The following is a 14,124-nucleotide window of genomic DNA, read 5'->3' on the forward strand; positions in this document are numbered from 1 at the left end:
GAAGTATGAATATAATTGTATCACTACTGGTGATAATTTGTACTTAATCAACAAAGTTAAGCTGATTTACAAGGACTGACATGCAAGCACACGGTATCAAACTCGACGACTTAGACAAGGCGATATTAAAGACTCTCATGGAAGATGCTCGCACACCCTACGCGGAAATGGCCAAACAATTTGAGGTTAGCCCTGCGACCATCCACGTGCGTATTGAAAAAATGAAGTCAGCCGACATTATTCAAGGTACTGAAGTTATCGTTGATACCAAAAAGCTAGGTTACGATGTGTGCTGCTTTATCGGCATTAATCTTAATGCGGCTCGTGATTATCACTCTGCTCTTGAGAAACTCAACGCGCTGGAAGAAGTCGTCGAGGCATACTACACCACTGGCGCATACAACATTTTTGTCAAACTGATGTGCCGTTCAATTGAAGAGCTACAATATGTGTTGATTGATAAGCTGCAAGCTATTGATGAAGTTCAGTCAACGGAAACCTTAATCTCTTTGCAAAACCCGATTAATCGTAACGTAAACCCATAAAAAAACTCGCCGCAGCGAGTTATTTATCAGCAGTATTAAACCGCTACTTCGATTCTAAATACGTCTTTAGGTCATCAACGGAAATGCCTTGCTCAGCAATCTCTTTTGCCAGAGACTCAACCAGCTCCCCTTTGCGTGAATCAATCACTTGCTGAAACTGATAAACCATATCACGCAACACTGGTAACGGTACTTGCTTTGCAGCACTGCGGATACGCTCACCGCTCTGGCTACCTAACTCACTTAGGAGTTTACCAAACATGATCTTTTCTGGAGTGTCTTCCAACTGCTCCAATACACGAGCCATCTCGTATGTTGTCATTGACATCGCTATGTTTAATCCGCGGAACCCGAAGTAGGAAGGTCAAATATACAGCGTTTTTATAGATTATCAAGGCTTAGCAATCACGCTAAGCCATTGCATGATGCCAAGTTTTTCCTGCTTTAGACCATAAGATAACAAGTGCCGGAATAACGATTAACATCAAGGTCGCGATCATGATCTGAGGTTCCATATTCAGGCGCTGCACCGTACCAACGACCAAACCAGAGCCACTCATTTGAAACAGGCCAAGAAGCGCAGCCGCAGTCCCAGCTTTGTCACCAAATGGAGCCAACGCCTTACCAGCGGCAGCACCTAAGATCCAAGCAAAACCGATCGACGACATAAAGATAGGCAGCATAAATGCAAAAGCGGTTGATTGCCCCCTCAGTGCGAGCATAGTTACCCCAGCAATGGCGAGAGTAATGATACCTACCGAGAGAGCTTTATGGGTACCGTACTTATCCATAAACTTAGGTGCGCTCAAACAGGCGACAATGTTGATGACAGCATTGATGCCGAACCAGAAGGTGAACTGATCCATTGATAAACCCAAGTTTTCCATTAACACGACAGGTGCCGACGTTACATATCCTAAAATCACAGCCATCGCTAACATGCACAACGTCGCATGAAATAAGAATGAAGGCGTTTTTACCACATCAAGATATCGATTGAGCTTAAACACAGGCTCCTTACTTAACGCAGGATTAGTTTCTTTTAAACCAGACCATAACAGAACAAAAACTAGCGCTGCAAATCCGGCCATAAAGCTAAAGTTTGCACGCCAACCAAACTGTTGCGTTAGCCAGCTACCAAGAATTGGCGCCAAAGCAGGTATAAAACATATCGCTCCATTTAAGTAGCTGATCATTTTCCCGCTTTTCTGTGGACCAAAAATATCGCGAACTGTTGCAAAGGCCGCTACCGATGTCGCACACGCACCTAAGCCTTGTAGCAAACGAGAAACAAGCATCCATTCAATGTTTTGAGCACTCCACGCCAATAAAGCACTCAATGCATAAATGCTCACGCCTCCCAATGCAACAGCTCGACGTCCAAATTTGTCCGCTAAAGGTCCAGCAAATAGTTGGCCAACACCCATAGCAAACAAAAACCATGTAATTGTATCTTGCGCCAATGCGTGTTCCACGTGGAACGTAGTAGAGATCATTGGAAGTGCAGGCAAATAAATATCTATCGCCAGAGGGCTAAACAGAACCAATAGTGTAAGTAACACTAATTGTGATTTACGAGGATGAATTGTGTTAGCCACTTGCACGTTTGACTCCGATGCATTGATGAAATTGGCGACATACTAAGCTAAACTAGATATGCCAACCAATGACATATACTCATCAATGTTATTCCATATGAGAATTTCTAAATGAACATAGAAAAGTTAGCACGTATCGACCTTAACCTATTGGTGTGTCTGCGCGTCTTGATTGAAGAGCTAAACGTAACGCGTGCGGCACATCGCCTTTGCTTAAGCCAATCGGCAGTGAGTAAAAGTTTAGCTAAGCTCAGAATGCAGTTTGATGACCCACTTTTTGTACGCCACGCTCACGGGCTAAAACCGACACCAAAAGCTTTGTTTTTAAAGCCAAAGCTGGAAATCCTAATTAATCAGCTCGAACAGCTGACTCAACCTGAGCAGTTTTCGCCCAGTTCCAGTGACTATCGCTATCAAATCGCCGCGGTTGAAAGCGTATATCCTTTGATACTGCCCCATTTTTTACCCGAGATATTCAAACGCGCACCAGGGGTAACAATCAGCACCCATGCCTGGGCGGAAGAAACGTTCAAGCAATTACAACGCGGTGAAATCGACCTTGGTATTACCGGCAAAGACATAGATATCAACGATGCCAAATTGACCCTGCTGCCACCATCCGATGTTTGTGAGCAGGAAATATATCGAGATGAACAGATGTGCTTGGTGCGTAAACAACACCCTGCGCTGAGTCAAAATTGGGATTTGGATAACTATTTGTCCCAACGACACGTGCAAGTTAGATGCGATGGCAATGAACGTTGGCTGCTCGATTACCGGCTTGCCGATATAGGCAAAGAGCGAGACATCGCTATTACCGTACCCGACTTTAACAGCGCCGCGAGTCTGTGTTCCTACACCGATTTTGTTTTTACCGCACCGAGTCATTTCGTCAAGTTAGCCTCAAAACAACTTGATCTAACCGTTCTACCGCTACCACTGGAATTTCCGCCAATGGCGTATACCTTGTTTTGGCATAGAGATAGAGAGAATGACCCAGCATTGTCCTGGCTACGACAAATTATTCTCGATAAGACCACTTCACTGAGATAATTTGCAGGCTGAAGGTAAAAAGAGTAGCTTATTCGCAACGTCCTCCAAAAGTCATTTCATCGACATGGACACCATAATAATTGAAGGATCAGCCTAGATGCTTACAACGACAGAGCAGCGCCTAACAGCCATTCGCCAATGGTTAGCGCAACACAATATTGACGCCCTACTTATCCCACATGAAGATGAGTACTTGGGTGAATACGTACCCGCCCACAACGAACGTTTACTTTGGCTAACAGGTTTTACCGGTTCTGCAGGCGCCGCCGTCATTACTAAAGACAAAGCCGCCATCTTCGTTGATGGTCGTTATACGGTGCAAGTGACCAAACAAGTTCCAGCAGAACTGTTCGAATACCGTCACCTAATTGAAGAACCCGCTTTAGGTTGGATTAAAGACCATCTTGCAAAAGGTGCATCTGTGGCCATTGACCCTCGTATGCACAGTTCAGCTTGGCTAGACATGGCACAAGCTAAACTTGCTGGCTCACTTGAACTCAAGATTCTTGACAGTAACCCAATTGATAAGCTTTGGCATGATCGCCCTGCTCCTGTGGTTTCTGACGTTCTCCTGATGGCGACCGAATCGGTGGGTCAATCGAGCGCTGACAAACGCCAAGAAATCGCCAACTTAATCCAACAAGCGGGCGCAGACAGCGCAGTGATCACAGCGCTAGATTCAATCTGTTGGCTACTCAATGTTCGTGGTCTCGACGTATCTCGCCTACCAGTTTTGCTCTCACATGCGATTGTCCATTCAGATTCAAGCGTTGAGTATTTCCTTGACCCTGCTCGCCTGCCAGCTCAGTTTGATGAGCATGTTGGCGTAGGTGTAACCGTCCACCACCCAGACGCACTGCGAGCTCGATTAGAAGCGCTGACAGGTAAAAAAGTCTTAGTTGACCCAGCAACCAGCAATGCATGGTTTAAGCTGGTGCTACAAAATTCGGGCGCTTCAGTGGTAAGCAAAGCCGACCCATGTCTAATGCCCAAAGCCGCGAAAAATGACGTAGAAATTGCAGGGATGAAAGCTTGTCATATCCGCGATGGTGTGGCGATGGCTAAATTCTTGTGCTGGCTGGATAGTGAAGTTGCTTTAGGGAATCTACACGACGAAGCCACGCTATCAGACAGACTGGAAGCGTTCCGCTCTGAAGATCCAACTCTAATGGATTTGAGCTTCGATACCATATCAGCCGCTGGTAGCAACGCAGCAATGTGCCACTACAGCCATGAAAACCAACCAGAACCTGGCAAGCTTGAGCTCAATACGCTTTACTTGGTGGATTCAGGCGGTCAATACTTAGATGGTACAACAGACATCACTCGTACAATCGCAATTGGGCAGCCTTCCGATGAAATGATCAAGCAGTTTACATTAGCGCTCAAAGGGCATATCGGCGTAGCGCGTGCACGTTTCCCGAAAGGTACACGTGGTTTCCAAATCGACACATTAGCTCGACAACATTTATGGGCCGAAGGTTATGATTACGATCATGGTACTGGTCACGGTGTGGGCCACTTCCTTAATGTACATGAGGGGCCAGCAAGCATTTCGAAAAGGCTGATTGATGTGCCTCTTGTACAAGGGATGGTACTCTCAAATGAGCCCGGCTATTACCGTGCAGATGCATTTGGTATTCGTATTGAGAACCTAGAACTAGTCGTGGAAACTCCAACTAATGGTGACTTCCCTGTTTTATCATTTGAATCGTTAACTCGCTGTCCAATTGATAAGCGCAATATCAACCTTGATATGCTGACTCGTCCTGAGCTCGCGTGGCTGAATAACTACCACCAAAAAGTATGGGACGAAATTGGCCCATTGGTAGAAGGTGAAGTTAAAGAGTGGCTTCGCGCAGCAACAACACCAGTCGCACATTCATAACCCTTCGACTTGTTTACTTATATAAAAATGGCTCTCTGATGGAGAGCCATTTCATTTCGCCTAACCTTACGTTAGTTCAAAACTTACTACATGTTCTTCGCAGTGTTTCACGTGAAACACATTTTGAGGATTAACTCTATCCCGAATATGCCGAGTGCCAATCACGCCATACAGGGTCAAACCCTTTTGCTCTAATCATCTCCTCGACCGATGCTGCACTTCTCTCATCACTGATTTCAAATTGCTCTAGTTCAACATCATCCATTGCATACCCCCCAGGTTGGGTTTTAGACGCAGCAGACATACTTGTGATACCCAGCGGTAGAACATTGTCTCTAAGCTTAGGGGCCTCCCTAGTTGAGAGCGACAACTCAACCTCAGGGTTCAACAAGCGATATGCACAGATTAATTGCACCAGTTGCTTATCCGTCATTACAGATTTTGGCTGAAGCGCCCCCTCGCAAGGACGCAGGCGCGGGAAAGAAATCGAGTAGCGCGTTTGCCAGTAAGTGCGCTCTAAATAGTCCAAATGTGCTGCAACATAGAAACAATCTGTGCGCCACTCTTCTAGCCCGATTAGCGCGCCAATCCCAATCTTATCGATGCCCGCTTTCGCTAAACGATCCGGCGTGTCCAATCGATATTCAAAGTCCATTTTGTTGCCACGCAAATGATGTTCTGCGTAGGTCGACGGGTGATAGGTCTCTTGATAAACCATCACCGCATCTAAACCTAAGATTTTTAATTCGGCATATTCATCTTGGTCAAGCGGCTGAACTTCCATAGCCAGATAGTTGAATTTCTGTTTGATCATCGGCACCATGTCACGGAAGTAATTCATGCCCACCTTGGTTTCGTGTTCACCCGTTACCAGCAAGATACTATCGAATTTCATCCGTTTAATAGCCTCGACTTCCGCTGCGACTTCTTGCTTGTTAAGCGTGCGGCGTTTAATACGGTTCTCCATAGAAAAACCACAATAGGTACACGCATTAGCGCACAGGTTAGAAAGATACAGCGGGATGTACAGTGACATGGTGTTGCCAAAGCGCTTACGGGTTGCCGAATATGACAACTTCGCCATCTGCTCTAAATAAGCCTCTGCGGCAGGAGATATCAAGGCTTTGAAATCTTCCAGATCGCGCTTCGGCTTGCTAAGTGCACGCTCAACATCTTGGCTAGTTTTGGCATAAATCGACATAGAGATATCATCCCAATTGAGATGCCTGAATTGCTCAACAAAACTCATGCTTACCCCCTTCGCGCTTATAACTCATCTAAAAACGACGTTAGCGGACTCGATGCAACTGCATGCGAAACTTTACCGGCAAGTCCTGACTCGTATGCCATACGCCCTGACTCAACTGCCATCTTAAATGCTTTTGCCATCGCGACGGGGTTGCTTGCAGCAGCAATCGCCGTATTAACCAGCACGGCATCCGCACCCATTTCCATCGCTCGCGCGGCATGTGAAGGTGCGCCAATACCCGCATCCACAATCACAGGTACGTTTGCTTGGTCGATGATGATTTCTAGAAAGTCATGAGATGCTATACCTTTATTCGAGCCAATCGGTGCACCCAATGGCATTACCGAAGCACACCCCACTTCTTCGAGGCGTTTACACAAAACCGGGTCAGCATGACAATATGGCAGCACAATAAATCCTTGTCGGACTAGCTGCTCGGCTGCGGCCAAGGTTTCGATGGGGTCGGGCATTAAGTATTTAGGGTCTGGATGAATTTCCAATTTTAGCCAGTTTGTGCCTAATGCTTCGCGAGCAAGCTGCGCTGCAAATACGGCATCTTTGGCGTTCTTGGCACCCGATGTATTGGGCAGTAAATTAATCCCAGCTTGAACTAAAGGTTGTAAGATATCATCTTGTTGATTATTCACATCAACGCGCTTCAAGGCCATGGTCGCTAATTGAGAACCTGATGCTTGAATCGACTGTGCCATCAAGCGACTGTTGGAAAATTTACCTGTTCCCGTGAATAGCCTTGACTGAAATTGTTTATCACCAATGGTTAGCATTGCTCTTATCCCCCTGCGATAGCTTGAAACAAAGAGATGCTATCTCCCTGTGAAAGTATTGTGTTTGCCCACTCGCTGCGCGGTACGACATTGTTGTTAATCGCGAACACACAGCCGATTTCAGGCAGATCAAATTGGCGAATAATTTGCTGTAGATTCGACTGGAACTCGACTTGATGTGATTGTTCATTAATGACTATGGTGACGACATCTTTCTCTGTCACAAGTTGTTGTGATGTTTGCTGCTCTGATAATGTCATTGCTTCAACTCTGTTAATTCGACGTTTATTTCAGTTATTTGCTTAACCTTGCTGGCTAAACTCTACTTCTCGCTGAGAGCACAAACTTGGCACTGTTTATCTTGACTTATTCCCATGATTTGCCACTGCATGCTTAAGCCATCAAATAGATGTAGCTTTCCTGTCTCGACATGGAATTTGCCTGACGCCAGCTTTTGAATCGCCGCAAGTGCCTGATAATTCCCAAGCGTGCCGACCACTGGGCCAACAACGCCGCTCTCACTGCACTTTTGTCTCTGCTCCACTTCATCAAAGGGATACAAGCAACGATAGCAGCCTTTGCCGTCTAGCGATTTGTAGTAATCAAAAACAGCGAACTGCCCTTGCCACCCTATCGCCGCCGCAGAAATCAGCGCTGTGCTTTGCTCGAAGCAGACTTGATTAATTAGCTGACGCGTTGGCATGTTGTCGCTACAGTCCAGCACCACATCTGCCAGCATGACTTCAAGTTGCAACTGAGCTTTGTCCAATCGCTTGTTCAGAGCACGCACTTGGACCATAGGGTTGAGCTGCAAGAGTTGCTTCGCCGTGGCTGAAACTTTCTCAGTCTGTAGATCTGATTCACGATAAATCACCTGCCGTTGTAAGTTGCTGCTATCAACTTCATCGTCATCAACAACGACGAGCTTACCGACACCTGCAGCTGCTAAGTACAAACTCGCTGCGCTGCCTAGCCCACCACAACCAATAAGCAACACATGCGATTTACCAAGCTTATCTTGGCCACGTTCGCCAATGTCAGCTAACGCTATCTGGCGCTGGTAACGAAGAAACGCTTTATCCGACAACATGCTCACCTCTCACAATCTCTGCTGAGTTTCTGTTTGCGTCGATGAACTCCAGTCGTCGTGGTTGCATTAAGTGTGAGAAATACTCAATCACAGTTTGAGGTGATGTTGCCAATGTAATGGCTCTCACCACCGCCAAGCTTGATACCCCGGTCTGCCAAACTTGGTCAGCATTTATTTGATCAATCCCACCGATAGCAACTGTTGGATAACCAAGTACGCAACGACTTTTCAGATCGCCGTTTTGCACTGGGCTATAAGGGATGCTATCGATGAGCTTTTGATAGAGAGCCAAACGAACTAATCCCTGCGGCTTAGAAGGCATCTGTTTGGTCGTGGTTGGGAAGATATGCCCCAACGCAATATAGCTAGGATGAATTTGCACAATACGCAGTAACTCATAATAGCCGTGGGTTGAAAGCCCTAAGCGAATACCTTCTTTACTCAGTTGAGCAAGGTTTGACTCCTCAATATCTTCTTGGCCAAGATGAACGCCGTAAGCACCGTGTTTGATCGCTAGCTGCCAATAGTCATTGATGAATACTTGCGCCTTATATTGTCGGCCAAGCTCAATCGCCCGCATGATTTGCTGCTCTAAATCTTCTTGATGTGGGTTCTTGATCCGCAACTGTATAGTGTTAATTCCAAGCGGTAATAGACGTTCGATCCAACTCACATCATCAACTACTGGATAAAGACCAAGACTATGCTTAGGTAACGTTGGAAAGCTGACAGTTTCACCCTGCGCAGACCAACCCACTTGAATACCTAAACGCTTGTCTTCAAGTACAGGCGTAGGGAAATCTGTATACTGACATGCCAATAAGGTTGAATGTTGTGAATCGCAATTTCCTGGAAAATGTGTTTCACGTGAAACATGCGCCTGCTGATTTGTCATAGCTCGGGCAAGCGTTAAAGCATCTTCAATTGGGAAATCTAAAGCCAACAAACACATGACCCAAGCAAGATGCTGCTGCGGAACAAACGTGGTTGTAAACTCAGTTTTGATAGAAAGCGCGCGTATCTCATTGCTAAACGGGTGGCGCCAGATATCAAGCTGGCCAATATTGCCGTTACCATCGACAATCTGATTGTCAGCAATGCCGACAAATATCGACTGTGATGAGTGTTTTTCAAACTGCGTTGGTGATATTTCACTTTGGTACAAAAGCGCAAAACTATAGGTAGATAGTTCGTTATATCCGTCGATTAAGTCGGTACCAATCTCAATAGCTTGTTGGTCACCCACAAGCTGAATAGATTGTGTTGCGCTAACCCCTAACTCAACTTCTTCGATGCTAAAGCCCTGTTCTTTCGCCAGCAACAAACATTGTTGAACTAACCCGGTTAATTCCATCAATGACGAAGGGATTAATATTTTACTCATTGTTCACTCGCCTCTGCATGTGCCGCAGGATGGTACAACTCAGATCCTGATGCTCTAAACTCTTGAGACTTTTGGCGCATCCCTTCCAGTGGATCGTCTAACATTTTTATCGAAATAGCCTGGTCTGCTGCAACTTGCTCAGTATCTTTCGCATACTCACGAACCTCTTGAGAGATCTTCATTGAACAGAACTTAGGTCCGCACATAGAACAAAAGTGCGCGACCTTACCAGACTCTTGAGGAAGTGTTTCGTCATGAAAAGCACGAGTGGTATCTGGATCAAGTGACAAGTTGAACTGGTCTTGCCAACGGAATTCGAAACGAGCTTTAGATATTGCATTATCGCGTACCTGAGCTCCCGGATGCCCTTTGGCTAAATCAGCCGCATGTGCGGCAAGTTTGTAGGTGATAAGCCCTGTCTTAACGTCTTCTTTATTGGGTAAGCCAAGGTGCTCTTTGGGTGTTACGTAGCAAAGCATCGCGCAACCATACCAACCAATCATTGCAGCACCAATGCCAGAGGTTATGTGGTCGTAACCAGGTGCAATATCTGTTGTTAGTGGACCTAGTGTGTAGAACGGCGCTTCATGACAATGCTCTAGTTGTTCTTCCATATTCTCTTTGATCATGTGCATAGGTACGTGCCCAGGCCCTTCAATGATAACCTGTACGTCATATTCCCATGCGATCTTGGTCAGCTCACCAAGGGTGCGTAGTTCAGCAAACTGAGCTTCATCATTGGCATCGGCAACAGAGCCCGGTCGAAGCCCATCACCTAGAGAAAGCGCCACATCGTATTTGGCGCAGATTTCACAAATCTCACGAAAGTGCGTATATAGGAAGCTTTCTTGATGATGCGCCAAACACCATTTAGCGATGATTGACCCGCCGCGAGAGACAATGCCAGTGACGCGTTTCGCCGTCATCGGGACGTAGCGCAGAAGCAAGCCTGCGTGAATAGTGAAGTAATCAACCCCTTGCTCTGCTTGCTCAATCAGGGTATCTCGCATCACTTCCCAATTGAGTGCTTCAGCGATGCCATTGACTTTTTCTAGCGCCTGATACATTGGCACAGTACCAATCGGAACTGGGCTATTACGTAGAATCCATTCGCGGGTTTCGTGAATATTGCGGCCAGTAGAGAGATCCATGACAGTGTCTCCCCCCCAACGAGTCGCCCACACCAACTTTTCGACCTCTTCTTCAATTGACGAAGTGACAGAAGAGTTACCAATGTTGGCGTTAACTTTAACGAGAAAATTGCGGCCAATGACCATCGGCTCAGACTCTGGATGGTTGATATTTGAGGGAATAATTGCACGGCCCTCGGCAACTTCTTTACGCACAAATTCAGGGGTAATGTCTTTAGGCAAATTTGCGCCAAAGCTTTGACCTGGATGCTGCTGATTTAAAACATCGTCACGATATCTTGCACGGCCCATGTTTTCACGCAGCGCAATATATTCCATCTCAGGAGTGATGATACCTTGGCGGGCATAGTGTAACTGGGTGACGCACCGACCCTCTTTTGCACGTCTAATACGTGGCAAATTGCCATAACGTAGATCATTGAGCGTGTCGTCTTCAAGGCGCTGTTTGGTGTACACCGAACTAACATCATCTAATCGCTCGGTATCACTGCGCTCCTCAATCCACGCTTCTCGTAGTTTAGGTAAACCGTTGTAGAGGTCAATTGTGTGCTCAGGGTCTGTATATACTCCAGAGGTATCGTACACTCGCACAGGTTGATTGGGCTCGAAAATGGGACTATCTTTGCTACCGCCAACAAGGCTATCTGCCAGTGAAATTTCACGCATAGACACCCGAATATCAGGGCGTGATCCCACGACATAAACTTTGTTTGAATTTGGGTAGGCTTGTACCGAGAGGGTATCAATAAAGTGTTTTGCTTCCAGTCTCGCTTGCTTGCGACTCGACATAGCATTTTTCCTTGCTTTGTTATTCTAAGATAAAAAGTAATAAAAATGCTTGGCGGAAAGATGCGACAAGAGGAATCGAATTATGGACGGATAAGCTGATGCTATGGGTCTACAACGACATTCGACTATTTGATAGGTAAACCAGATTAGATTCTGGTGTAGATATCTTCTCTTGTTCCCTTCGCAGATACTAATCTGATCAGGTTCAACGGATCCCGAATTAACGGTCTCAGCCTTATGGCACTCCGACAAGTGAAATCAGTATATAAAAACGGCTTGGTGAAACCAAGCCGCATTGCATATTATTTAGCTAAATTCTATCCAAAGTTAACTTTTGACTAGTAATTGAAAGCCAATCCATGCAGCGGAGATACTCAATACGACATTGAGCAAAACGTTCAACCCCATCTTAAAAAATGCACCCTGCTGCATAAGAAGTACATTATCCATTGAGAAGGTAGAAAATGTAGTCAAAGCACCCAAAAAACCTAAACCGACGATTTGTCGCCAGGGCTCTGTAGCTAGAATTTCATTTTCAAACGCGGCAATGAGCAGCCCCATAATAAATGAGCCAACGACGTTAACTGTTAACGTACCATATGGAAACCCTCGCCCAAGCAAAGCAACACACAGTTCAGATACAAGATAACGAGAGCATGCACCAAATGCCCCGCCGAGTGCAATAAATCCGAGAATAGAAAGTTGCCCCATGATTCCCCCAATTGTATAACTACTTCTATTGTAACTTTTAACACTAGATTTTCGATAATAATTCAGTGAACTTACCTCAATCAAAGTTTTAGATTTTAAAAGTTACAGCTGTCACTTAACCTCTATATAGCCCATTAAGCCAGTCTTCATATGCTCAATCACATGGCAGTGGTACATCCAGCGGCCAGGATTGTCAGCGACAAACGCCGCCTTCGCTGTGCCATTTTTGCCTAGTAAAACGGTATCAGTATGGAATGGTTGTTCAACCTTTTTACCGTCAAGCTCGAGTACAGTAAAGGTGTGACCATGAATATGAATCGGGTGATGATATTGAGTAACATTCCTTAAAGTGAATATATAGGTTTTACCTAGTTCTAGCGAAGCCAGTGGTGCAGGAATACTCTCCTTTGTCATTCCCTCCCAAGCGCGTTTATTGGTTAACCAGAACTTAGGTACGGCTTTCCCATCTTTAGCTGCTGGCGTGACCGCCCCTTCCCATTCGAAGACAAAATCAATATTTTCTGCATTACGCAAATCAAGTGCTGAAATTGGATTTAACGGTAACTTGGGGATCGCTCGCTGATCGTTAAGATCTGAGCCGATCACCTCAAATTCGCACAGAGGAAATGGAAATCTACCCTTCATATAACGAACATAAACACGCTCTCCTTGCTTTGGAGCAATTAGAGCAATATCAACCCTCATTCCGGGGCCAATTTTGTGTTGAGATAGCTGATAGGGCGTTTTAATTGGATTACCATCAATAGCTACAACCCACGCATCTGCACCTTCAACTGTAATCGGATAGGTTATCGTGTTGTCTACATTCGCAATACGTAAACGAGTAGTCGCATTTTCTTTCAGTTGATATTTGGGCTCGTGGATACCATTGACACTACTCCACTCGCCGGGAGTGCCCATGCGAGCACTCAGGCGAGGAATCATTAAGTCCTTCCACTGACCTTGCTTGTCAAGATGCCAATGTTTGAGCATCAACGAGTGTTCCTCATCAAACTCTACAGGATTCGCTTCTTCAACTATGATCAAACCAACTAGCCCCACTCCCAGTTGCTTGACGCTGTTCATATGTGGGTGATACCAAAATGTTCCTGCGTCTGGTGGGGTAAAGCGATACTCGAAAGTTTCACCCGGCATAATAGGAGCTTGACTCAAAAATGGTACGCCATCCATTTCAATCGGAATTCTAAGACCATGCCAATGGATGGTGGTTGGTTCGGCGAGCTTATTGGTGAATCTTATAATGACTTCCTGCCCTTGACGGCAACGGATCGTCGGTGCAGGAATCTCACCATTGAAACCAAGAACATCTGTTTTATAGCCAGGTACCAATTCGGCGCTAGCAGGCTGTGCGGTAAGTTCGTAGGTCCATTTGCCCTTACGAGTCAAAGTACAAGCTGGCAATATGCTAAGCGCTGACAGCGCTAACCCCGATTTAACGAAATGACGACGAGAGATTTCCATAAAAACTGAAGGCAATTAAATTAAGTGAATAAGTAACTCACTGTAACAGATTGGTAAGAATAATTCTCAACAAGCGACACTAACGCAAAACTGCACATAACTTGTTAATGATAGATATGAAGAAATTCTAACTCTTAGCACGTGCTTTCTTTGAATATCAGTGGAATCCGCTGCCTTGCCAGGACTCAATATTGTATTACTGGTGGAAGCAAAAAGGCCTCAGTCGAAAGACTGAGGCCTTGAAGATGGCAGGGGTGGAGAGATTCGAACTCCCAACACGCGGATTTGGAATCCGCTGCTCTGCCAATTGGAGCTACACCCCTGTAGAATCTTGCAAATTGTAGATTCGAAAAAACCTCGCCTTAGCGAGGTTTCTATATAAGTGGCGGAGCGGACGGG

General features: G+C 45.7%; 13 protein-coding genes, 1 tRNA gene and 1 riboswitch. Of the genes, 3 read left to right on the plus strand and 11 right to left on the minus strand.

Going from position 1 to position 14,124, the window contains the following annotated elements:
• The first annotated feature begins 80 nt into the window (after positions 1 to 80).
• On the plus strand, positions 81 to 545 hold the full coding sequence (gene asnC / locus TW81_RS04365; protein WP_045954511.1) for a transcriptional regulator AsnC: 465 nt from the start codon (positions 81 to 83) through the stop codon (positions 543 to 545).
• Positions 546 to 588: 43 nt separating this feature from the next.
• Here the strand turns inward: asnC and tsrA are convergent, their stop codons facing one another.
• Together tsrA and TW81_RS04375 are read right to left on the minus strand one after the other, a co-directional pair.
• Positions 589 to 873: an H-NS-like global regulator TsrA gene (gene tsrA / locus TW81_RS04370; RefSeq protein WP_045954512.1), complete on the minus strand. Its 285-nt coding sequence runs from the start codon at positions 871 to 873 to the stop codon at positions 589 to 591.
• Positions 874 to 955: 82 nt separating this feature from the next.
• Complete coding sequence (locus TW81_RS04375; protein WP_045954513.1) at positions 956 to 2,149, minus strand: multidrug effflux MFS transporter; 1,194 nt, start codon at positions 2,147 to 2,149, stop codon at positions 956 to 958.
• 105 nt (positions 2,150 to 2,254) lie between these two features.
• On the opposite strand from TW81_RS04375, the gene TW81_RS04380 reads away from it, so the two are divergent.
• On the plus strand, positions 2,255 to 3,196 hold the full coding sequence (locus tag TW81_RS04380; protein WP_045954514.1) for a LysR family transcriptional regulator: 942 nt from the start codon (positions 2,255 to 2,257) through the stop codon (positions 3,194 to 3,196).
• Between the two features lie 97 nt (positions 3,197 to 3,293).
• Positions 3,294 to 5,084 carry an aminopeptidase P family protein gene (locus TW81_RS04385; RefSeq protein WP_045954515.1) on the plus strand — a complete coding sequence of 597 codons (1,791 nt, stop codon included), beginning with the start codon at positions 3,294 to 3,296 and terminating at the stop codon, positions 5,082 to 5,084.
• A gap of 136 nt (positions 5,085 to 5,220) precedes the next feature.
• Here the strand turns inward: TW81_RS04385 and thiH are convergent, their stop codons facing one another.
• The 9 genes from thiH to TW81_RS04430 all read right to left on the minus strand — a co-directional run bounded on the left by thiH (position 5,221) and on the right by TW81_RS04430 (position 14,048).
• Complete coding sequence (gene thiH / locus TW81_RS04390) at positions 5,221 to 6,333, minus strand: 2-iminoacetate synthase ThiH (protein ID WP_045954516.1); 1,113 nt, start codon at positions 6,331 to 6,333, stop codon at positions 5,221 to 5,223.
• 17 nt (positions 6,334 to 6,350) lie between these two features.
• A complete protein-coding gene (locus TW81_RS04395; protein WP_045954517.1) occupies positions 6,351 to 7,118 on the minus strand; it encodes a thiazole synthase in 768 nt (255 codons plus the stop codon).
• Between the two features lie 5 nt (positions 7,119 to 7,123).
• Complete coding sequence (gene thiS / locus TW81_RS04400; RefSeq protein WP_045954518.1) at positions 7,124 to 7,378, minus strand: sulfur carrier protein ThiS; 255 nt, start codon at positions 7,376 to 7,378, stop codon at positions 7,124 to 7,126.
• A gap of 62 nt (positions 7,379 to 7,440) precedes the next feature.
• On the minus strand, positions 7,441 to 8,208 hold the full coding sequence (locus TW81_RS04405; protein ID WP_045954519.1) for a HesA/MoeB/ThiF family protein: 768 nt from the start codon (positions 8,206 to 8,208) through the stop codon (positions 7,441 to 7,443).
• A complete protein-coding gene (locus TW81_RS04410; protein ID WP_045954520.1) occupies positions 8,195 to 9,592 on the minus strand; it encodes a thiamine phosphate synthase in 1,398 nt (465 codons plus the stop codon). Before TW81_RS04410 ends, TW81_RS04405 begins: the two co-directional genes overlap by 14 nt.
• On the minus strand, positions 9,589 to 11,532 hold the full coding sequence (gene thiC, locus TW81_RS04415; RefSeq protein ID WP_045954521.1) for a phosphomethylpyrimidine synthase ThiC: 1,944 nt from the start codon (positions 11,530 to 11,532) through the stop codon (positions 9,589 to 9,591). The genes TW81_RS04410 and thiC overlap by 4 nt, the downstream gene beginning before the upstream one ends.
• A 159-nt stretch (positions 11,533 to 11,691) precedes the next feature.
• A riboswitch (TPP riboswitch) is annotated at positions 11,692 to 11,790 on the minus strand.
• A 69-nt stretch (positions 11,791 to 11,859) separates the two neighbouring features.
• The gene (gene crcB, locus TW81_RS04420; protein WP_045954522.1) at positions 11,860 to 12,243 is read right to left on the minus strand and encodes a fluoride efflux transporter CrcB; all 384 of its coding nucleotides are present in this window, start codon (positions 12,241 to 12,243) and stop codon (positions 11,860 to 11,862) included.
• A 111-nt stretch (positions 12,244 to 12,354) separates the two neighbouring features.
• The gene (locus TW81_RS04425; protein ID WP_045954523.1) at positions 12,355 to 13,725 is read right to left on the minus strand and encodes a multicopper oxidase family protein; all 1,371 of its coding nucleotides are present in this window, start codon (positions 13,723 to 13,725) and stop codon (positions 12,355 to 12,357) included.
• Between the two features lie 246 nt (positions 13,726 to 13,971).
• A tRNA-Trp gene (locus TW81_RS04430) sits at positions 13,972 to 14,048 on the minus strand.
• Positions 14,049 to 14,124 lie beyond the last annotated feature (76 nt).

This window comes from Vibrio galatheae (assembly GCF_000967545.1).
In the GTDB taxonomy this organism is placed as follows: Bacteria; Pseudomonadota; Gammaproteobacteria; order Enterobacterales; family Vibrionaceae; genus Vibrio; species Vibrio galatheae.

What these genes read in the sequence shown, in the direction of transcription:
- TW81_RS04385 (WP_045954515.1), top strand. Translation starts at nt 3,294, where the DNA reads ATGCTTACAACGACAGAGCAGCGCCTAACAGCCATTCGCCAATGGTTA.
- crcB (WP_045954522.1), bottom strand. Translation starts at nt 12,243, where the DNA reads ATGGGGCAACTTTCTATTCTCGGATTTATTGCACTCGGCGGGGCATTT.
- thiH (WP_045954516.1), bottom strand. Translation starts at nt 6,333, where the DNA reads ATGAGTTTTGTTGAGCAATTCAGGCATCTCAATTGGGATGATATCTCT.
- tsrA (WP_045954512.1), bottom strand. Translation starts at nt 873, where the DNA reads ATGTCAATGACAACATACGAGATGGCTCGTGTATTGGAGCAGTTGGAA.
- thiS (WP_045954518.1), bottom strand. Translation starts at nt 7,378, where the DNA reads ATGACATTATCAGAGCAGCAAACATCACAACAACTTGTGACAGAGAAA.
- TW81_RS04380 (WP_045954514.1), top strand. Translation starts at nt 2,255, where the DNA reads ATGAACATAGAAAAGTTAGCACGTATCGACCTTAACCTATTGGTGTGT.
- TW81_RS04395 (WP_045954517.1), bottom strand. Translation starts at nt 7,118, where the DNA reads ATGCTAACCATTGGTGATAAACAATTTCAGTCAAGGCTATTCACGGGA.
- TW81_RS04405 (WP_045954519.1), bottom strand. Translation starts at nt 8,208, where the DNA reads ATGTTGTCGGATAAAGCGTTTCTTCGTTACCAGCGCCAGATAGCGTTA.
- thiC (WP_045954521.1), bottom strand. Translation starts at nt 11,532, where the DNA reads ATGTCGAGTCGCAAGCAAGCGAGACTGGAAGCAAAACACTTTATTGAT.
- TW81_RS04425 (WP_045954523.1), bottom strand. Translation starts at nt 13,725, where the DNA reads ATGGAAATCTCTCGTCGTCATTTCGTTAAATCGGGGTTAGCGCTGTCA.
- TW81_RS04410 (WP_045954520.1), bottom strand. Translation starts at nt 9,592, where the DNA reads ATGAGTAAAATATTAATCCCTTCGTCATTGATGGAATTAACCGGGTTA.
- asnC (WP_045954511.1), top strand. Translation starts at nt 81, where the DNA reads ATGCAAGCACACGGTATCAAACTCGACGACTTAGACAAGGCGATATTA.